Origin of the sequence: Peribacillus sp. NPDC096540 (assembly GCF_050278525.1) — a bacterium.
Lineage (GTDB): Bacteria > Bacillota > Bacilli > Bacillales > DSM-1321 > Peribacillus.
This window is the reverse complement of sequence record NZ_JBNNTG010000033.1, coordinates 17,956-37,704: the sequence shown is the minus strand read 5'-3', so window position 1 is coordinate 37,704 and position 19,749 is coordinate 17,956. Positions and strand designations below refer to the sequence as shown.

The 19,749-nt window shown below is 39.0% G+C and carries 19 protein-coding genes and 2 tRNA genes; 19 read left to right on the top strand and 2 right to left on the bottom strand.

What is annotated here, in order from left to right; genetic code table 11:
• Positions 1-4 precede the first annotated feature (4 nt).
• The 19 genes from spoVG (at position 5) to ACQKMR_RS22515 (ending at position 19,319) form a co-directional block, all read left to right on the top strand.
• The gene (gene spoVG, locus ACQKMR_RS22605; RefSeq protein ID WP_034316332.1) at positions 5-301 is read left to right on the top strand and encodes a septation regulator SpoVG; all 297 of its coding nucleotides are present in this window, start codon (positions 5-7) and stop codon (positions 299-301) included.
• A gap of 679 nt (positions 302-980) precedes the next feature.
• A complete protein-coding gene (gene glmU, locus ACQKMR_RS22600; protein WP_427699326.1) occupies positions 981-2,354 on the top strand; it encodes a bifunctional UDP-N-acetylglucosamine diphosphorylase/glucosamine-1-phosphate N-acetyltransferase GlmU in 1,374 nt (457 codons plus the stop codon).
• 15 nt (positions 2,355-2,369) lie between these two features.
• Positions 2,370-3,323 (top strand): ribose-phosphate diphosphokinase, encoded by a 954-nt coding sequence (locus ACQKMR_RS22595; RefSeq protein ID WP_061440331.1) that lies wholly within the window; start codon positions 2,370-2,372, stop codon positions 3,321-3,323.
• A 340-nt stretch (positions 3,324-3,663) separates the two neighbouring features.
• A complete protein-coding gene (locus ACQKMR_RS22590) occupies positions 3,664-4,644 on the top strand; it encodes a sulfonate ABC transporter substrate-binding protein (RefSeq protein WP_427699325.1) in 981 nt (326 codons plus the stop codon).
• A 13-nt stretch (positions 4,645-4,657) separates the two neighbouring features.
• Positions 4,658-5,830: an FMNH2-dependent alkanesulfonate monooxygenase gene (gene ssuD / locus ACQKMR_RS22585; RefSeq protein WP_427699324.1), complete on the top strand. Its 1,173-nt coding sequence runs from the start codon at positions 4,658-4,660 to the stop codon at positions 5,828-5,830.
• Positions 5,799-6,578 carry an aliphatic sulfonate ABC transporter permease SsuC gene (ssuC, locus tag ACQKMR_RS22580; RefSeq protein WP_427699323.1) on the top strand — a complete coding sequence of 260 codons (780 nt, stop codon included), beginning with the start codon at positions 5,799-5,801 and terminating at the stop codon, positions 6,576-6,578. The genes ssuD and ssuC overlap by 32 nt, the downstream gene beginning before the upstream one ends.
• Positions 6,579-6,591: 13 nt before the next feature.
• A complete protein-coding gene (locus tag ACQKMR_RS22575; RefSeq protein ID WP_427699322.1) occupies positions 6,592-7,344 on the top strand; it encodes an ATP-binding cassette domain-containing protein in 753 nt (250 codons plus the stop codon).
• Between the two features lie 202 nt (positions 7,345-7,546).
• On the top strand, positions 7,547-8,185 hold the full coding sequence (locus ACQKMR_RS22570; RefSeq protein ID WP_427699321.1) for a 50S ribosomal protein L25/general stress protein Ctc: 639 nt from the start codon (positions 7,547-7,549) through the stop codon (positions 8,183-8,185).
• A gap of 260 nt (positions 8,186-8,445) precedes the next feature.
• A complete protein-coding gene (gene pth, locus ACQKMR_RS22565) occupies positions 8,446-9,006 on the top strand; it encodes an aminoacyl-tRNA hydrolase (RefSeq protein WP_427699320.1) in 561 nt (186 codons plus the stop codon).
• A gap of 98 nt (positions 9,007-9,104) precedes the next feature.
• Positions 9,105-9,335, top strand: a complete 231-nt coding sequence (locus ACQKMR_RS22560; RefSeq protein WP_427699319.1) for an anti-sigma-F factor Fin — start codon at positions 9,105-9,107, stop codon at positions 9,333-9,335.
• Between the two features lie 170 nt (positions 9,336-9,505).
• A complete protein-coding gene (mfd, locus tag ACQKMR_RS22555; RefSeq protein ID WP_427699318.1) occupies positions 9,506-13,042 on the top strand; it encodes a transcription-repair coupling factor in 3,537 nt (1,178 codons plus the stop codon).
• Between the two features lie 191 nt (positions 13,043-13,233).
• Positions 13,234-13,770 (top strand): stage V sporulation protein T, encoded by a 537-nt coding sequence (spoVT, locus tag ACQKMR_RS22550; protein WP_289314085.1) that lies wholly within the window; start codon positions 13,234-13,236, stop codon positions 13,768-13,770.
• Positions 13,771-13,991: 221 nt separating this feature from the next.
• Positions 13,992-15,602: a putative polysaccharide biosynthesis protein gene (locus ACQKMR_RS22545; protein ID WP_427699317.1), complete on the top strand. Its 1,611-nt coding sequence runs from the start codon at positions 13,992-13,994 to the stop codon at positions 15,600-15,602.
• 4 nt (positions 15,603-15,606) lie between these two features.
• Positions 15,607-17,079 carry a nucleoside triphosphate pyrophosphohydrolase gene (mazG, locus tag ACQKMR_RS22540; RefSeq protein WP_427699316.1) on the top strand — a complete coding sequence of 491 codons (1,473 nt, stop codon included), beginning with the start codon at positions 15,607-15,609 and terminating at the stop codon, positions 17,077-17,079.
• 23 nt (positions 17,080-17,102) lie between these two features.
• Complete coding sequence (locus ACQKMR_RS22535; protein ID WP_034316386.1) at positions 17,103-17,366, top strand: RNA-binding S4 domain-containing protein; 264 nt, start codon at positions 17,103-17,105, stop codon at positions 17,364-17,366.
• Between the two features lie 76 nt (positions 17,367-17,442).
• Positions 17,443-17,751, top strand: a complete 309-nt coding sequence (gene yabP / locus ACQKMR_RS22530) for a sporulation protein YabP (protein ID WP_053348985.1) — start codon at positions 17,443-17,445, stop codon at positions 17,749-17,751.
• The gene (gene yabQ / locus ACQKMR_RS22525; RefSeq protein WP_427699315.1) at positions 17,748-18,380 is read left to right on the top strand and encodes a spore cortex biosynthesis protein YabQ; all 633 of its coding nucleotides are present in this window, start codon (positions 17,748-17,750) and stop codon (positions 18,378-18,380) included. The genes yabP and yabQ overlap by 4 nt, the downstream gene beginning before the upstream one ends.
• Positions 18,381-18,393: 13 nt before the next feature.
• Entirely contained in the window at positions 18,394-18,780 is a 387-nt protein-coding gene (locus ACQKMR_RS22520) for an FtsB family cell division protein (RefSeq protein ID WP_427699314.1), read from the top strand.
• A gap of 80 nt (positions 18,781-18,860) precedes the next feature.
• A complete protein-coding gene (locus tag ACQKMR_RS22515; protein ID WP_053348982.1) occupies positions 18,861-19,319 on the top strand; it encodes a S1 domain-containing RNA-binding protein in 459 nt (152 codons plus the stop codon).
• A 196-nt stretch (positions 19,320-19,515) separates the two neighbouring features.
• On the opposite strand, the gene ACQKMR_RS22510 is transcribed toward ACQKMR_RS22515, so the two are convergent.
• Together ACQKMR_RS22510 and ACQKMR_RS22505 are read right to left on the bottom strand one after the other, a co-directional pair.
• A tRNA-Glu gene (locus ACQKMR_RS22510) sits at positions 19,516-19,587 on the bottom strand.
• A gap of 14 nt (positions 19,588-19,601) precedes the next feature.
• Positions 19,602-19,675: transfer RNA gene (locus ACQKMR_RS22505), tRNA-Met, on the bottom strand.
• Between the last annotated feature and the right edge of the window lie 74 nt (positions 19,676-19,749).

Below are 19,749 nucleotides of genomic sequence, written 5' to 3'. Positions count from 1 at the left end.
TTAAATGGAAGTAACTGACGTAAGATTACGCCGTGTGAATACGGATGGTCGTATGAGAGCTATCGCATCAATTACACTGGATAATGAATTTGTGGTTCATGATATTCGTGTAATCGACGGAAATAATGGTTTATTTGTAGCAATGCCAAGTAAACGAACTCCAGATGGAGAATTCCGAGATATCGCGCATCCAATCAATTCCTCAACACGCGGGAAAATTCAAGAAGCTGTCTTGACAGAATATCATCGATTAGGAGAACTTGAAACTGAATTAGAGGAAGCGGGAGCTGGAGCTTCTTAATCACTCTTAATTTTGATCTTTAAATTTAAAATTCGTGCATCTAGAGCCTACTTCATAAGTAGTGCTCTTTTTTATTTTTTTCAAAACAGGACAGTTTCTTTACTTAGCAACTTTAATTACTTTTTTATTCCATTATTAGTTTGTTTTGTATTATATATGTTAATATCTTCAAAATTTCAAATACCCTCTCTTTTTATTTTTTAAACCTTTTTGGACACACTAATTTTTTATTCTTTTTAGTTAAAAGGCATTTTAACTATTTTATAAAGATATTAACGTAACATGTGAAAGTTTGAATGTGAAATGACTAGGTAACTCGGATTCGGAATGAAAGTTTACAACAGTGGCTGTGCTTCATAATGATGTTTACATAGGGCAAAATGCAATTGTAGCAGTGCTTTAACATAAGGAGTGGAACGTATTGGAAAGGGTGAGAAGGTATCATTTGTGTACTACTTTCCATTAAAGGGATAATGAAAAAACCTCATTTTTGTAGGCAAATAATTAATATTAAAGGATAATAAAACATCAAAAATAAAGTTTGCGAGTAGGTAGAAAGTTGAACTTTTTCTCGATTTAGCTGTTGACAATAATATGTACTTTTAATTGTTACCTTGAAATGAATCACTATTTGAGATAATATTTTTAGTGGATAAAAAGGTGAAAATGGAGGCCTGTTATGAGTAATCGCTATGCAATAATTTTGGCCGCTGGGCAAGGCACAAGGATGAAATCTAAGCTTTACAAGGTTTTACACCCTGTTTGCGGAAAACCAATGGTACAACATGTTATCGATCAAGTCAATAAACTTCAGATAGAAGATATTGTAACCGTTATCGGCCATGGAGCTGAAAAAGTTCAAGAACAGCTTGGGGATTCTTGCAAGTATGCATTACAAGAGCAGCAATTAGGCACGGCACATGCTGTAATGCAAGCGGGAGACGTTTTATCCGATAAGAGCGGAATTACCCTTGTTATTTGTGGAGATACGCCGTTAATCAAAGCAGAGACGATGGAAGCACTTATAACATTACATGAGCAAAGTCAGGCGAAAGCAACGATTCTGACAGCATATGCGGATAACCCGGATGGCTATGGCAGAGTTCTTCGCAGTGAGAGCGGCATGGTTGAGAAAATCGTCGAGCATAAGGATGCCTCCGATGAAGAAAGATATGTTAAGGAAATAAATACCGGTACGTATTGTTTCGATAACCAGGCATTATTTAGCGCGCTGAAAAAAGTTTCAAATGATAATGTCCAAGGTGAATATTATTTACCGGATGTTATTGAAATTTTAAAGCAAGAAGGCGAATTGGTGACGGCCTTTCAATCAAGTGATTTTGATGAGACATTGGGTGTAAACGACCGAGTGGCTTTATCGCAGGCTGAGCAAACTTTACGGAATCGTATCAATGAATCACATATGAGAAATGGTGTAACGATTATCGATCCACTTACAACGTTTATTGAAGCAGATGTGAAAATTGGACAGGATACGGTTATTTATCCCGGGTCATTGATTAAAGGAAGAAGTATAATCGGTCAGGATTGCCTGATTGGTCCAAATTCGGAGATCAGTGATTGTGAAATTGGTGATGGAACTGAGATCCACCAATCAGTTGTACACGAAAGCAGTATTGGAAGTTCGGTTAAAATCGGTCCTTTTGCACATGTTCGACCTCAATCCGATATTCAGGATTCTGTTAAAATCGGTAATTTTGTCGAAATTAAAAAAACCGTTTTTGGTAAAGGAAGCAAAGCCTCTCATTTGAGTTATATTGGAGATGCAGAAGTTGGAGAGAATGTTAATATTGGCTGCGGATCTATTACCGTGAATTATGACGGTACAAATAAACATTTGACGAAGATTGAAGACGATGTTTTTATAGGCTGTAATTCAAATCTTGTTGCACCTGTAACGATAGCAAAAGGGGCATATGTAGCTGCCGGGTCAACCATCACTCAAGATGTACCGGAGGAAGCTTTATCTGTTGCTCGTGCTCGTCAAGTTAACAAAGAAGATTATGTGAAGAAGTTAAAATTTAATAATTAACCCACGGAGGTCATCATGTCAAATCAGTATTTAGATCCTAATTTAAAAGTATTCTCTTTAAATTCAAACTTTGATTTAGCTCAAGAAATTGCTGCTGCAATCGGTGTTGAACTTGGAAAATGTAGCGTAACAAGTTTCAGTGATGGTGAAGTTCAGATTAATATTGAAGAAAGTATTCGTGGCTGTGACGTTTACGTAATCCAATCAACAAGCCAACCAGTCAATGAAAATTTAATGGAACTTTTAATTATGATCGATGCTCTAAAACGTGCTTCAGCTAAAACAATCAATATAGTAATGCCTTATTATGGTTATGCTCGACAAGACCGTAAAGCACGTGCTCGTGAACCAATTACAGCTAAACTTGTAGCGAATCTTTTAGAAACAGCTGGAGCCCATCGTGTCATCACCTTGGATCTTCACGCGCCACAAATCCAAGGTTTCTTCGATATTCTAATTGATCACCTTGTTGCAGTTCCAATTTTAGCTGACTTCTTCAAAGAAAAAGATCTAAGTGATATTGTCATCGTTTCTCCGGATCATGGTGGAGTAACGCGTGCCCGTAAAATGGCAGATCGCTTAAAAGCACCGATTGCTATTATCGATAAGCGTCGTCCAAGACCGAATGTGGCTGAAGTCATGAACATCATCGGTAATATTGAAGGGAAAACGGCAATCCTGATTGATGACATCATCGATACAGCAGGTACTATTACACTTGCAGCTAATGCACTTGTAGAGAATGGTGCGAAAGCGGTCTATGCTTGTTGTACACACCCAGTCCTTTCAGGCCCAGCCATCGAACGGATTCAAAATTCAACTATCAAGGAACTGGTCGTAACAAATTCGATTGCTCTATCTGAAGACAAGAAAATCGATAAAATTGTTGGGCTTTCTGTAGCTCCTTTGATTGCGGAAGCAATTATTCGTGTTCATGAAGAACAATCTGTTAGCACATTATTTGATTGATAAAAAATAAAGAAAACATGGTGGGCATAAGTGTCCGCCATGTTTTTTTATATAATATATTTGAATTATTCCGAAAAATACACTAATTCTTAGTTGACAGGTGTGAATACTAATATTAATATGTATACATATTTAATTTATATTTTATGAATCTAAAGAAAAAACTCTCTTTCTGATTCTGAGTAAGAAAAAAGCTCACAAATTAAATGGCCGATCGGGCTACCGAAGGCTCCTTTTCACTTACCATTTCACATTAGGCATCTTTTTGACCTATTGTACTTTTGGTGAAGAAAAGGAGCTTTTTATTTTATACAAATCAGTTTAATGAGGGGTGTAGAGTATGGAGAAAAAACGCAATGTGTGGATACTGAGTATTCTTAGCATCATTATGCTGGTATTAGGAGCATGTGGGCAGGAAAAAAGCAGTACAAAGAGTGCTGACGCAAAAGAAAGTGATAAGACTATCCGAATCGGGTATCAAAAATTCGGGACATTAAATATTTTAAAATCAAAAGGAGATCTGGAAACACATTTAAAAGAAGTAGGTTATACCGTTAAGTGGACTGAATTTCCTGCTGGGCCTCAGCTGCTTGAGGCTTTGAATGTTGGAAGCCTTGATTTTGGGCACACAGGAGAGGCACCACCGATATTTGCACAGGCTGCTAAGGCCCCACTTGTCTACGTGGCTAATCAGCCAGCAAACCCCACAGGAGAAGCCATAGTCGTGCAGAAGGATTCGACTATAAAGAAAGTGGAAGATTTAAAAGGCAAGAAAGTAGGCTTGAATAAAGGGTCCAATGTTCATTATTTATTAGTTAAAGCATTAGAGGAGGCCGATCTGACTCTAGACGATATTCAGCCCGTCTACTTGCCACCGGCTGATGCGAGAGCCGCTTTTGAAGGAAATCAGATTGATGCTTGGGTAATATGGGACCCGTTTTTATCCGCAGCGGAACTAGAACTGGAAACAAAAACGATTCAGGATGGAGATAGATTAGTGGCGAATCGCGAATTCTTTTTGGCAACTGATACATTCGCAGAGAAAAAAGAAGTCTTGAAGATTATTAAAGAGGAACTGAAAAAAGTAGATAAATGGATAGAAGAAAACCCGAGGGATGTTGCAGAGTTTTTAGCTCCAGAAATTGGGATGAGTGTTGAGGCATTAGATAAAACATTAAAAAGAAAAGAATATGGACTCGAGGAAATTTCAAAAACGGTTCTGAACGATCAACAACAAATTGCTAATACATTTTACAATCTTAAATTAATTCCAGCCGAAGTAAATGTTTTCGATGCATCAATAGATGTTAAAAAAAATTAAGGGGGAAATAAAAATGAAAGTATTTTGGTTTATTCCATCACATGGAGAAAGTCGTTATTTAGGGTCAACTAAGGGTGGGAGACCCATTACACTTCCTTATTTGAAGCAAATTGCTCAGGCAGTTGACCATCTTGGGTTTGAAGGAGCATTACTTCCAACAGGACGGTCTTGTGAAGATGCCTGGGTAGTGGGATCTTCATTAATATCTGCAACGGAAAGAATGAAATTTTTAGTAGCCATTCGTCCAGGTTTAATGTCACCAACCTTGGCAGCCCGGATGGCTGTGTCCTTTGACCGATTGTCGGGTGGTCGTCTTTTAATCAATGTAGTAACTGGAGGAGATCCTGTCGAATTGGCTGGTGATGGTGTATTTCTGAACCATACGGATCGTTATAGGTTAACAGATGAATTTTTGGATATTTGGAGAGCGGAAATGTCTGGAGAGCAGGTAGATTTTGAAGGGGAGCACTTAAAGGTTGAAGGTGGAAATATTCTGTTGCCTCCGGTACAAAAACCTTACCCTCCACTATACTTTGGAGGTTCATCTGACCCAGCCATAGATATTTCAGGAAAGCATATTGATGTGTATCTAACTTGGGGTGAGCCACCAGCACAAGTGGCTGAAAAAATTGAAAAAGTACGTAAAAAAGCAGCAGAGTACGGCCGCGAAGTCCGATTTGGTATCCGTATGCATGTCATTGTAAGGGAAACAGAAGAAGAAGCATGGCAGGCTGCAGATGAACTTATTAAATATGTAGATGATGAAATGATTGAAAATTCACAAAGGATTTTCGAGCGGTTTGATTCAGTTGGTCAGAAGAGGATGTCCCAACTTCATAATGGCAGTAGGGATTCCCTTGAAATCAGCCCTAACCTATGGGCAGGCGTAGGTCTTGTGCGCGGTGGCGCCGGTACGGCATTAGTCGGAAGTGCAGAAAACGTTGCTGCACGAATGAAAGAATATGAAGAAATTGGGGTAGAATCCTTTGTTTTATCTGGCTATCCTCATTTAGAAGAAGCATACCGCGTGGCGGAACTATTATTCCCTCTACTCCCTGTTGAACATCTGCAAGGTCCCGTGTCAAAAGCTACGAGCCCATTTGGAGAAATATTAGCTAGCAACCACTACCCTACAAAAGGAAGTGAAAATAAACATGAAGAAAAAGTTAAAGAAAAGGTTCAATAAGTTTCCTTTCATAACATGGCTTGTTCCTGTTCTTCTACTAGTAGCTTGGCAGTTGCTGTCATTGTGGGACATTCTGTCGGATCGGATATTACCTGCACCGACTGAAGTACTTCAAGCAGGCATTGCTTTATTGAAAACAGGTGAACTAATAGACTATATCGGCATCAGCGCACAACGTGCCTTAATCGGCTTTTTGATTGGTGGGATTATTGGCTTTGTACTTGGTATGTTAAATGGGCTTTCATCCATTGCTGAAACATTATTCGATACTTCGCTTCAGATGTTGCGAAACATCCCGCATTTAGCCTTGATTCCGCTAGTAATTCTTTGGTTTGGTATTGAGGAAGAAGCGAAAATATTCTTAGTTGCCTTAGGAGTTCTATTTCCGATCTATTTAAATACGTTTCATGGTGTGAAGTCGGTCGATAAAGGTTTAATTGAAGCTGCGAAGGTTTATGGGTTAAGCAGTTTTTCTTTATTCTGGAATGTGATTCTCCCAGCAGCTTTTCCATCCATTTTAGTGGGCATCCGCTTTTCGCTTGGGATTATGTGGGTCACATTAATAGTCGCGGAAACGATATCCGCCAATTCTGGAATTGGGTATATGGCTATGAATGCTAGGGAATTCATGAGAATGGATATCGTTGTACTCAGTATTCTCTTATATGCTTTATTAGGGAAAATATCAGATGTTTTTGCAAAGGTAATAGAAAAAAGATGCTTGAAATGGCATCCATCATACCAATGAGGAGGCTTTTTATATGAAAAGTGGTAGTTCATTGGAGCTGCAGAATATTAGGAAGGGTTTTGGAGGTTTTGAAGTTTTAAAGGGAATAGACCTTACTTTTAAAAAAGGAGAATTTGTAGCCATTGTCGGCAAGAGTGGATGCGGGAAAAGTACCCTACTACGGCTTGCTGCAGGCCTGGATGAACCAACGGACGGGAAGGTACTGGTGGATGGCGAGTCACTAAACGGACTGAATCGATCATCCCGCACGATGTTTCAGGATGGGAGGCTTTTTCCTTGGAAAAAAATCCTCCAAAATGTTGGTGTTGGTTTAAAAGGGGATTGGAAGCCAAGGGCTATAGAGCTACTAGAGCAGGTGGGGCTGGCAGATAGAGCATATGAATGGCCATCGGTTCTATCGGGAGGGCAGAGACAAAGGGTAGCCTTAGCTAGGGCATTGGTGAACGAACCTGACATTCTTCTTTTGGATGAACCATTAGGGGCACTGGACGCTTTGACAAGAATCGAGATGCAAAGGTTAATTGAAGAATTATGGAGAAAAAGAGACTTTACTGCCTTACTCGTTACACATGATGTGGAAGAAGCGGTTACACTGGCTGACCGAGTCATCTTAATTGAAGAAGGCAAAGTGGTTATGAATAAGGAAATTAATCTACCAAGGCCACGGAAAAAGGACAATATTCTTTACTCATCTTTGGCTAGCCAAATTCTTAATAGAGTCATGCAAGTTGAGGAGCAGGTAGAAAAAAAGGCGATTCATGCATAAAGTCTGGTGTTGAAAAACCTGTGATAAAATACTGAAAGGAGTGAGAAAAAAAGAATTTAATGCGATATTTTTCTTTGATTATCATACGTTAATGTTCATATTAGAGCTTTCTGTCATTCCTTTCATGTTTAATGCATCGCTATTTAGGGAACTGTTAATTATAGTGAACCTGTAATTAATATTTTAGGAAGGCGGAGGATGTATGAGTAATTTATTAGCTGCAAAAGAACGTACGGATTTAAAACATTCTAATTTAAGGAACTTGAGAGAAAGTGGAGAAATCCCGGCTATTGTATATGGTAATCAAAACGGCAGTAAGGCCATTTCAGTCAATAATATTGAACTTCAAAAAACACTAAAAGAAATAGGCCGAAATGGTATTATTTCTCTTGACTTAGAAGGAACTAAGTTTAAAGTCATGCTCTCTGATTACCAAAAGGATCCGATAAAGAATTTCATTTATCATGCTGACTTTTTAATTGTAGATATGTCTGCTCAATTACAGGCACAAGTACGCCTCAACCTTACTGGTGTCTGTAAAGGAGTGAAAGACGGTGGAGTTCTACAGCAGTCTCTTCATGAAGTAACGGTTACGGCTAAGCCTAATGATATTCCTGAATCCATTAATGTTGACGTTACTGAGCTTCAGGTCGGCGATACAATCTACATATCTGACATTCAAACAAATCAGCAAGTTACAATTAACCACGATGGTGAAGAAGTTGTTGCCTCAGTATTGGCACCTCGTCAGGAAGAGGAAATTAGTACAGGTGAACAGCAAGATGGCGGTATTCCTGATAATGAAGAAGGCAGGGAGACTAAGGCTTCACCAGAGTCATGATGCCGGGATTAAACAAGTAAGTCATGGTATAATAGGCGTAGCTCTTAATGAGTTACGTCTTTTCTACTTCTGGATGCGTCCATTTAGGTCTGGTAACTTTTAGGAATAGGTTTCTTTAAATAGACTTTATTTCTAATTAGTTCTCCGGTCGCTTGCAGGTAAGCTTGAAATTGAGGTACTATTTTTCTAGGGTCATTCTGATCTTAGAATTTTCGTCCACACGTAACTCCCTAAATATCGGTAATGACGGAGTGTGAATCATGAAAATTATTGTAGGGTTAGGGAACCCAGGTAGACAATATGAAAAAACACGGCATAACGTCGGTTTTGAAGTAATAGATGAGTTATCTAAAAAGTGGTCGATCTCACTCGATCAAGCCAAGCATAAGGGAATCTATGGTGTAGGAATGGTACGGGGAGAAAAGGTTTTATTGCTTAAGCCGTTAACCTACATGAATTTATCAGGTGAATCGATTTCGGCTGTTATGCATTTCTTTAAGGTGGAAATAGTGGATGTGGTTGTTATATATGATGACCTCGATTTACCGCCAGGAAAAATCCGTCTTCGTCAAAAAGGAAGTGCAGGCGGTCATAATGGAATAAAATCTACAATTTCTCATTTAGGTACACAAGATTTTAACCGAATTAGAATAGGTATCGGTCGCCCAATCGGCCATATTCCAGTACCTGACTATGTATTGGGGCGTTTCTCTCAAGAAGAATGGAATCATGTCGGGGCTACGATTGAAAAAAGCGCCGCTTCTTGTGAAGCTTGGTTGGAAAAACCATTTATACAGGTCATGAACGAATATAACCAATAAGCTAAGAGTAGATATAAGTAAAGAATAAAATCTTTCGCTGAATAAATCCCCCTTACTTTTGTACATACTAACACTATTACAAAATAGGGGGTTACCAAATGGCTCTCCATTATCGTTGCCGACATTGTGGAACTAAGCTAGGCTCAATCGAGGCACACGCACTGAGTACGGAGCAGTTAGGTTTTAATCAACTTACTGATGAAGAGCGTCAAGAGATGATCGTTTATGATTCTGTGGGAGATATGCATGTGAGGGCGATATGTGAAGATTGTCATGAATCGCTGCAAAGAAACCCAGAATTATATGAAAGCGATTATATTATTCATTAGCGGGAGAGGGCTTTGGACAAAATCCAAAGCATTTTTCCATTTGTTCTGCTTTAAGGATATGAAGATAGTGAATGAGCTAGTTAATAAAGAGACACCTTGGCTGAATATGCCGGGTTAAAAATACAAGGACTTGAAACGGTTTTCGCACGTTAAGAGAGGAGGGACAAATTGTGAATGGATTGCAAAACTTATTCTCCAAACAAGATGATGTTCATTCGTTAATAGCTGGCATTGATGAGGGACTTAAGGAACAAATAGTATCTGGTCTAACAGGTTCTTCGAGATCACTTCTGCTGGCGGCCGTATATGAAAAGACGAACAGGCCGATTTTATTAGTAACCCATAATTTATTGCAAGCACAAAAATTCCATGAGGATTTATCTAGTTTTATCCCAGAGGACGAACTATATATATATCCCGCCAATGAGTTAATTGCGGCTGATTTGGGTGTAGCCAGTCCGGAATTAAGAGCCCAACGTGTAGAGGCATTGAATTTTTGGGCGGAGGGAAAGAAAGGGATTGTCATTGCGCCAATTCCTGGTGTTCGCCGTGTTCTTCCTCCAAAGGATATTTGGAAGAGGCATCAGCTTACTTTTAAGCTAGGGGAAGATATTGAACTTGACCCAACACTTAATCAATTTATTGCAATGGGCTATAACCGGGCGGAAATGGTAGCTTCTCCAGGAGAATTTAGCATCCGGGGCGGTATCATCGATATATATCCGATTACGGAACCAAATCCAATTCGAATTGAGTTATTTGATACGGAAATAGATTCCATTAGAACCTTTTCAACAGAAGATCAGCGATCAATTGAGAAGCTTCAAAAAGTGACAATCGGTCCTGTTAGTGAGGCCTTGCTAGAGAAAAGGCATATTGAAAGAATTATATCGAAACTCGAAAGCGGATTAAGTAAAAGTTTGAAGAAACTTAAAGATGAAAAAACAAAGGAACAACTGGTTCAAACGATCAGCTCGGAACTTGAACAGCTGAAAATGGGGAATAAACCCGACCAAATCTTTAAATACTTAAGTTTAGCTTATGAGGAACCCGCTAGTTTAATAGACTATTTACCTGTAAATGGATTAGTTTTCTTAGATGAAATCAGTAGAATCCAGGAAATTAATGATTCGTTGGAAAAGGAAGAGGCAGGATGGTATACAGACCTTTTAAGTCAGGGGCAGATTATCCATGACATAAAAATGGCTCATCCCATGCAGGAATTAATTATGAAATCAAACAGGCCGTTTGTGTATCTTTCATTATTTTTACGGCATGTACCGCATACAAATCCTCAGAATATCCTGAATTTTGCCAGTAAACAAATGCAAAATTTCCACGGACAGATGAATGTGTTTAAAACTGAACTGGAACGTTGGAAAAAAGGAAAGTATACAGTTGTTATACTAGGCCAGGATGATGAACGGGTGAAAAAGCTGCATTCGGTTCTAGCTGATTATGATATTGAAGCGGCAGAGCTTTTTGATGCGAACAGTATTCTTCCGGGAAAAGTACAGATTTTACGCGGAAGCCTTAACAGTGGCTTTGAATTACCTATGCAAAAATTTAGTATTATTACGGAAACGGAATTATTTAATAAGAAATCTAAAAAATCAATTCGCAGGCAGAAACTATCAAATGCGGAGCGAATAAAGAGTTATTCCGAACTGAAAATCGGTGACTATGTCGTTCATGTTAACCATGGTATCGGGAAATATTTAGGAATTGAAACGCTAACCATCAATGGAGTTCATAAGGATTATCTACATATCCGGTATCAGGCGGATGACAAGCTGTATGTACCAGTTGACCAAATTGATCTTGTCCAAAAATATGTCGGTTCCGAAGGTAAGGAGCCGAAGCTTTACAAATTAGGTGGGACGGAATGGAAACGTGTTAAAAGCAAGGTTCAATCATCTGTTGAGAATATTGCGGATGATTTAATCAAGCTATATGCAGAAAGGGAAGCGGCAAAGGGTTATGCCTTTTCACCTGATGGGGATATGCAGAGGGAATTTGAAACATCATTCGCCTATAACGAAACAGAAGACCAACTGCGTTCTATTGTAGAGATTAAAAAAGATATGGAACGTGAAAGGCCAATGGACCGTTTATTATGTGGTGATGTCGGTTATGGGAAGACAGAGGTAGCTATTCGCGCTGCTTTTAAAGCTATTATGGATGGCAAGCAGGTTGCTTTTCTCGTTCCAACCACCATCCTTGCCCAACAGCATTTTGAAACGTTGAGAGAGCGTTTTCAGGACTATCCCATTTCGATTGGGCTTATGAGTCGTTTTCGGACGAAAAAGCAGCAGACGGAAACGATTAAAGGATTAAAAGCTGGAACGGTGGATATCGTTGTAGGTACGCACAGAATTTTATCCAAAGATATTGTGTATCGAGACTTAGGTTTGCTTATTATTGATGAAGAACAGCGGTTTGGCGTAACACATAAGGAAAAAATCAAACGCTTAAAAACCAATGTCGATGTATTGACTTTGACAGCGACGCCAATTCCAAGGACTCTCCATATGTCCATGCTTGGCGTGCGGGATTTGTCTGTCATCGAAACACCTCCAGAGAACCGTTTCCCAATCCAAACGTATGTAATGGAGTATAATGGCTCGCTGGTAACAGAAGCGATTGAGCGAGAATTGGCCAGGGATGGTCAGGTTTATTTTCTTTATAATCGGGTAGAAGATATAGCAAGAAAAGCAGAAGAAATTTCCATGTTGGTGCCGGATGCCCGCGTTACATATGCCCACGGGCAAATGTCAGAGCAGGAACTAGAAGCCGTTATGTTTGGATTTTTAGAAGGCGAATACGATGTTTTAGTAAGTACAACTATTATAGAGACCGGTGTGGATATCCCGAATGTCAATACGCTTATTGTGAATGAAGCAGATAGAATGGGACTTTCCCAGCTTTATCAGCTGCGTGGGCGTGTTGGACGATCCAATCGGGTAGCATATGCATTCTTTACTTACAGAAAAGATAAAGTTTTGACGGAAGTAGCAGAAAAACGTCTTCAATCCATTAAGGAATTTACAGAATTGGGATCAGGGTTCAAAATTGCGATGCGTGACTTATCCATCAGGGGAGCTGGGAATATACTGGGAGCTCAACAACATGGCTTCATCGATTCAGTCGGTTTTGATTTGTACTCGCAAATGTTGAAAGAAGCCGTTGAGGCGAAACGTAATGATCAACCAGTTGAAGAAAAGGCTTCACTTGAAATTGACGTTGAAGTAGATGCGTATATTCCTGATGCCTACATAGCGGATGGACATCAGAAAATCGAAATGTATAAAAGATTCAGAGGTATTACTTCTCTAGAAGAAGTGGAAGAATTACAAGATGAAATGCTCGATCGATTCGGTGAATATCCTGAAGAAGTCGCCTATTTATTTCTAATTGCTGAAATGAAGGTGTATGCTGAAAAAGCTGGAATTGAAAGCATTAAGCAATTGAAGCAGGAAATCAGCATTCTTCTCAGGGAAAAAGTAAGTAGCGGCATAGATGGACAAAAGGTATTTGAGCTAGGATCGAAGTACGGCCGAATGGTTGGCTTTGGTATGGATGGCAATCGAATGAAGCTTGTCTTACACATTAAAGGTGTAGAACAAAGCAAGTGGTTAGACATCCTCTTTGAGATGGCTAAGGGCCTACAACATGTAAAAAAAGAAATTCAAGCAACAAAAAATTAAAGAAAATGAATGTCCTTTTGAAATTGTCTGTTTTTTAAGATGTGAAGGTAAAAAAGTGTATCAAAAAGAAAAATTTTTTCAAAGTGCATAGAACTTACCATTAGAAAAATACTAAGTACAATAGCTGGTGTTGATTTTGCTACGAAAAGAGGATTTATCAAATCAATTAGAGGAAAGTGAGGCAACATTAGATGAAAGCAACTGGTATCGTTCGCCGAATTGATGATTTAGGAAGAGTTGTCATCCCGAAAGAAATTCGAAGGACTCTCCGCATTCGTGAAGGTGATCCATTAGAAATTTTTGTGGACAGAGATGGAGAAGTCATCTTAAAGAAATACTCTCCTATTAGTGAATTAGGCGATTTTGCAAGAGAATATGCAGAAGCACTTTATGATAGCCTTGGAAACCCAGTTATGATCTGTGACCGGGATACTTACATTGCAGTGGCAGGCGGATCTAAAAAAGAATACTTAAATAAAAGTGTTAGTGAACTAGTAGAAAAGATCATGGAAGAAAGAAATCCCGTACTGGAATCTCCAAATGGACAGATTTCCTTCGTGGATTCGAATGATGAAGAGGTTCAATCATATACAGCAGCTCCAATTATTGCGAGTGGTGACCCGATTGGTGCCGTCTTGATTTTCTCTAAAGAAGGAACATTAGGCGAAGTGGAACAGAAATCGGTTGAAACAGCAGCAAGTTTCCTAGCAAGACAAATGGAACAATAGTTTAGGACATGCCATTATATTTTTGGATGTAAAAAGGGCAGCAATCGCTGTCCTTTTTGTTCTTTAATAAAGACAAAAAAATATAAAGGAACATTTAAAGCGGGTGGTCCAAGCCTCTTTGTGGGAATTGGAAAATCATTAACAGTATGGTTAAGATATGAAAAACAACCACTCAACTATGCTATAATTACTACCACATATGAGTGAAAAGGGGAAAAAAAATGGCTGTAAAGCCTAATAAAACTTCAAATGAACTTTTCAGGGGAGCGTTAATCCTAAGTGCAGCCGCAATTATCGTAAAGATTTTGAGTGCGGCCTATCGCATTCCTTATCAGAACATAGCTGGAGATATCGGGTTTTATACATATCAGCAGGTATATCCGTTCTATGGTGTTGCTTTAACGCTATCTACACTAGGCTTCCCGGTTGTTATATCTAAACTAATTGCAGAACGGGAGTCTTCTAATAATAGTTTTTCGGTTAAAGATATTTTATTGACCTCGTTTGTCGTCTTATGTTCGATAGGGATTATGATGTTTATTGTACTGTTTCTAGGTGCAGAATGGATTGCGGGGATGATGAAAGACCCGCAACTATCGGGTCTGCTGAAAATCATTGCTTTTTCCTATTTGTTAATGCCGCTTTCTTCTGTTTTAAGGGGCTATTTCCAAGGAATAAACGACATGATCCCTACGGCAAGTTCGCAGGTCGCTGAACAATGTATCCGGGTTTTAACAATACTGGTGTTGTCTACTCTATTGGTGCATTGGAATTACTCTTATTATGATGTCGGTAAGGGCGCAGTCTTCGGTTCGATTACGGGTGGCATAACAGGGCTGATTATACTTCTTGCTTTCGTTTTCTTAAGAGAAGAATGGAAGCTTTTTTCGGAAATAAAAATGAGACCGGCAATTTTCTTCAGGATTTCCAAAGCGTTGATCTTTCAAGGTTTGGCTTTTTGCATCACGGGCCTTATTCTAATTTTGTTTCAGTTCGTTGATTCACTGCACCTGTATTCGCTACTAAGGGAAACGGGGATGGAAGAAATAGAAGCAAAAGAATGGAAAGGGGTTTATGACCGTGGACAGCCCTTGCTTCAGCTAGGGACAGTCGTGGCGAACTCTTTTGCATTGGTACTTGTACCAGTTATTGCCGAATACGTTCAGAGGAAAAATGAACAGGAGTTACTTAATAAGATAAAATTAGCACTGCGTGTAAGTATGACTATTGGAATGGCGGCCGCAATTGGGTTGGTAGTAACGATGAAACCGGTAAATTATATGTTGTTTACTGACGCCAAGGGGACAATTACTTTAGCAATTTTCTCCTTATCGATATTATTTACATCGCTCATAATGGCGAAAGCGGCTGTTATTCAAAGTTTAGGGCATTCGATTGCCCCAGTGATGATTACGATTGTAGGGGTGTGCAGTAAATGGGCGTTGGACCTTGTTCTTGTGCCCCGTTACAAAATTGCAGGGGCAGCCTCTGCAACAGTACTTGCCTTTATAATCATGACTGTATTGTTTTATATGGTATTGAAAGTACATATAAAGACACCTTTAATTGAAAAGAAGCAGCTGTTTATAATTTTAAAGAGTACGGTCTACATGGGCATATCCGTTTTGTTATTCAATACCGTATTTCAAGCGTTATTGCCAGATGAAAGCCGACTGTTAGCTACAATTCAAGCGTTGATTGGTGTGGGAATTGGTGCAGTTATTTTTGTTATTACTGTCTTTCGTGCAGGTTTATTTGATCAGGAAGAACTCTCCCTTATACCTGTAGGGTCAAAGTTTAAACGATTTATCATAACGAATAGGAGTAAATGAAATCATGAATGAGATTACTATAATAGGTCTTGGGGCAGGCGATTTAGACCAGCTTCCATTTGGGATTTACAAGAAATTAGCAGAGACAAAAGAATGCTTCGTCCGGACGATAGATCATCCGGTGATCGTGGATTTAAAAATTGAAGGAATCAAGTTTACTGCTTTTGACAAGGTATATGAAAAACACGATCAATTTGAAGAGGTATACGAGGAAATTTCAGAAGCATTATTACAGGAAGCTATAAAAAGTTCTGTTCTTTACGCGGTTCCAGGGCATCCAATGGTTGCAGAAAAAACGGTCCAGCTATTGCTAGAGAAAGGTCCAGCTAGAGGTATTGTCATTAAGCTAGAGGGAGGACAAAGTTTCCTTGATCCGTTATTTCAGGCCGTTCAAATTGACCCAATTGAAGGATTTCAGCTTCTTGATGGAACTGCTCTTTCACCAAGTGATCTGCATATTAGACAGCATATGATAATCGGGCAGGTGTATGACGCGTTCAGTGCGTCCAATGTGAAGTTGACTTTGATGGAAAAGCTTCCAGATGACTACGAGGTATATATCGTTACAGCGGCTGGCAGTAGCCAGGAAAAAGTAACGAAATGTGCACTTTATGAACTGGACCGTCAAATGGAGTTAAGTAACTTAACGAGTGTCTATGTGCCACCCGTTAAAGAAGAAGCATTACAATATCGTGAATTTTCTAAGCTGCGACGGATCATCGCAGAACTGAGGGGACCTGACGGATGTCCTTGGGATAAGAAACAAACTCATAAAAGCTTGAAGAAATATTTAATAGAAGAGGCATACGAACTTATTGATTCAATTGATGCCGAGGACGATGAGGGCGTGATTGGTGAACTAGGAGACGTACTCCTTCAAGTGATGCTTCATGCGCAAATCGGAGAGGATGAGGGCATGTTCACAATAGATGATGTGATCGAAGGAATTACAGCAAAAATGGTTCGACGACACCCTCATGTGTTCGGAGATGTAGAAGTGACCGGTGAGGAAGATGTTTTAGTAAACTGGCAGAAAATCAAGGAAGAAGAAAAAGGAAGCGAGAAGAATGTTCCACAATCGATTCTAGATGGTATAGAAAAATCGCTGCCAAACTTACTTCGTGCTGAGGAGTATCAAAAAAGGGCTGCCAAGGTCGGATTTGACTGGGATGAAGTTTCCGAAGCCTGGAAAAAGGTTATAGAAGAAGTGCAGGAACTTGAAGATGAGATTCGGAACTCGAATCCGGATATCGATCGGATAAAGTCCGAGTTGGGCGACCTCTTTTTTGCGATTGTCAACATTTCGCGCTATTATGACATACAAGCAGAAGAAGCTGTCTACAAAGCAAACCAGAAGTTTCATCAGCGTTTTACATATATAGAAGAGTGTATTCAAAGGGAAGACAAGAAGTTTGCTGATTATTCATTAGAAGAACTAGATTCATTTTGGGATGAGGCAAAAGCTAAAGGACTTTAATTAAGGGAGAGAATTGAATGTCGATGAGATTAGATAAATTCCTAAAAGTATCAAGATTAATTAAGCGCCGTACCCTTGCGAAAGAAGTAGCGGATAAAGGGAGAATTACAATTAACGGTCAACAGGCTAAAGCAAGTTCGAATGTTAAAGATGGTGATGAGTTAACCGTACGTTTTGGTCAAAAGTTAGTTACGGTACGCGTTGACAAAATTCAAGAAACGACGAAAAAAGAAGCTGCTGCCGATATGTATACAATTGTAAAAGAAGAAAAGCTAGCAGAGGAGTAAGGACAGGCTTTGTTCTAATTTCCCTCTTACGGACATACACTTGTACAAAATCAGTGGTACTGTGAGGGATGAAAAAATGAGCCAATATATTGATCCGAATGCTGGTTACACAAAGGGAACAATCCAAGAGCATGATGTAACGATGAAAGGCCGCCGTTTATTGGATATTACTGGAGTAAAACAAGTGGAAAGTTTTGATAATGAAGAATTTTTACTTGAAACGTCAATGGGCTTTTTATCTATACGTGGTCAGAACTTGCAAATGAAGAATTTAGACGTCGATAAAGGGATTGTTTCTATCAAGGGGAAGATTTTTGACCTTGTATATTTAGATGAGCAATCCGGGGAGAAAGCTAAAGGCTTCTTTGGCAAGCTGTTCAAATGACCTTAACGATTCAATTTTATACGTTGCTTGCGATGATAGGCATGGGCAGTTGTTTTGGAGCTGCCCTCGATACGTATAACCGATTTCTGAAGCGTTCAGTAAGGAAGAGATGGATTGTCTTCCTCCACGATTTTCTTTTCTGGATTATTCAGGGTCTCCTTATTTTTTATGTTTTGTTCTTAGTTAATGAAGGAGAGTTTCGCCTATATTTGTTTTTGGCCTTATTATGCGGCTTTTCAGCATATCAAGCACTTTTTAAAGGAGTTTATCAACGCTTTTTAGAGTTTTTGATTTTACTGGTAATAAAGGTGGCCAGATTTTTAACTAAATCGGTTCAAATGCTGATATTTCTTCCGATAAAATGGATAATAGTGTCTGCAATTTCCATCATCATAGGTATAGGCAAATTTGTTTTAGTCCTTTTAAAATGGATAGGTAAAATAATTCTTTTTATTTTAAATATTTTCTGGAAACCTTTAAAATGGATACTAACAAGGATATGGAATTTATTGCCGGTTTTTGTTACAAAAAACGTCGGGAAGTTTTATAATAAAGGAAAAGGGATTTTATTGAAAATAAAGAATTCTATAAGTAGCATGTTAATTAGATGGAGAACTAAAAAGAAATGAGGAGTGATAAAACATGAGTAGCCTTCGGAAGAGGAAAGTGGCAAAAATAGAAAATCCCTACGTAGCTCTACAAGAGAAAAAAGTACAAACTGTTGAAAAAAAGAAGCGAGGTCTAATGCGTAGATTAACTCTGTATTCAGTTTTCGCCGCTATCTTTTTGATTTTGGCTGTTTCCACCCTCATTACACAAAATATTGCACTGGATGAAAAAGTACAGCAGAAGGAAAAATTAGATGTAAAGTTAGCTAAATTGGAAAAAGGTGAAACCCTTCTTAAAGAAGAAATTGTAAAACTCAATGATGATGACTATATTGCTAAAATTGCCAGACGAGATTATTTCTTATCGGACAAAGGTGAAATCATTTTTAATCTTCCAAAAGCAAAGGAAGATATTGACTAATATTGACACTGTTTTTTTACTTTCGTTATAATATAGTGTGAAGAGATTTTTTAACATTTCTAAGGAGGAACATTTTTTTTATGTCAATCGAAGTAGGCAGCAAGTTACAAGGTAAAGTAACAGGCATAACTAATTTTGGTGCATTTGTAGAGCTCCCTCAAGGATCAACAGGTCTTGTCCATATCAGTGAAGTAGCAGATAACTATGTCAAAGATATTAATGATCATTTAAAAGTGGGCGATACAGTTGAAGTGAAAGTCATCAATGTCGAGAAAGATGGCAAAATTGGCTTGTCCATTAAAAAAGCGATAGACCGTCCTGAAGGCGAGCAAAAACCTGCATACACACCGCGTCCGCGCCAAGGAAGAGGGAACGACAACCGTTCCAAAGACTTCCGCTCAAAAGGTAGTAGTTTCCAACCCAAGGAAAACTTTGAGCAAAAAATGGCTAAATTCTTAAAAGATAGTGAAGACCGCTTAACAACCCTTAAACGTAGCACCGAAACAAAACGGGGAGGTCGAGGAGGAAGACGCGGATAAAACTGCTGCTGAAAATAATAGATTAGCAACTTTTCCTGTGAAATTATTCATAGTGTAGATAAAGGCAAGCTTGCTGGCTTGTCTTCTTTTATATATTTAAAATGTTTCCCTTATTTTCGCCTTCAATACCAATAAAAAAAGCGCCACATGTACACTTTCTCGATTGAGTGTGCTGAGGCGCTTTTTTTATATCTGATGACCCGTACGGGATTCGAACCCGTGTTACCGCCGTGAAAGGGCGGTGTCTTAACCGCTTGACCAACGGGCCGTAATATTAAAAGATAGCGGCAGAGGGGATCGAACCCCCGACCTCACGGGTATGAACCGTACGCTCTAGCCAGCTGAGCTACGCCGCCATAATGGTAAGTGCTACTGAAGCACAAGTTATATCTTACATTCGTGAAGAAAGATTGTCAACAAAAAAAAAGAA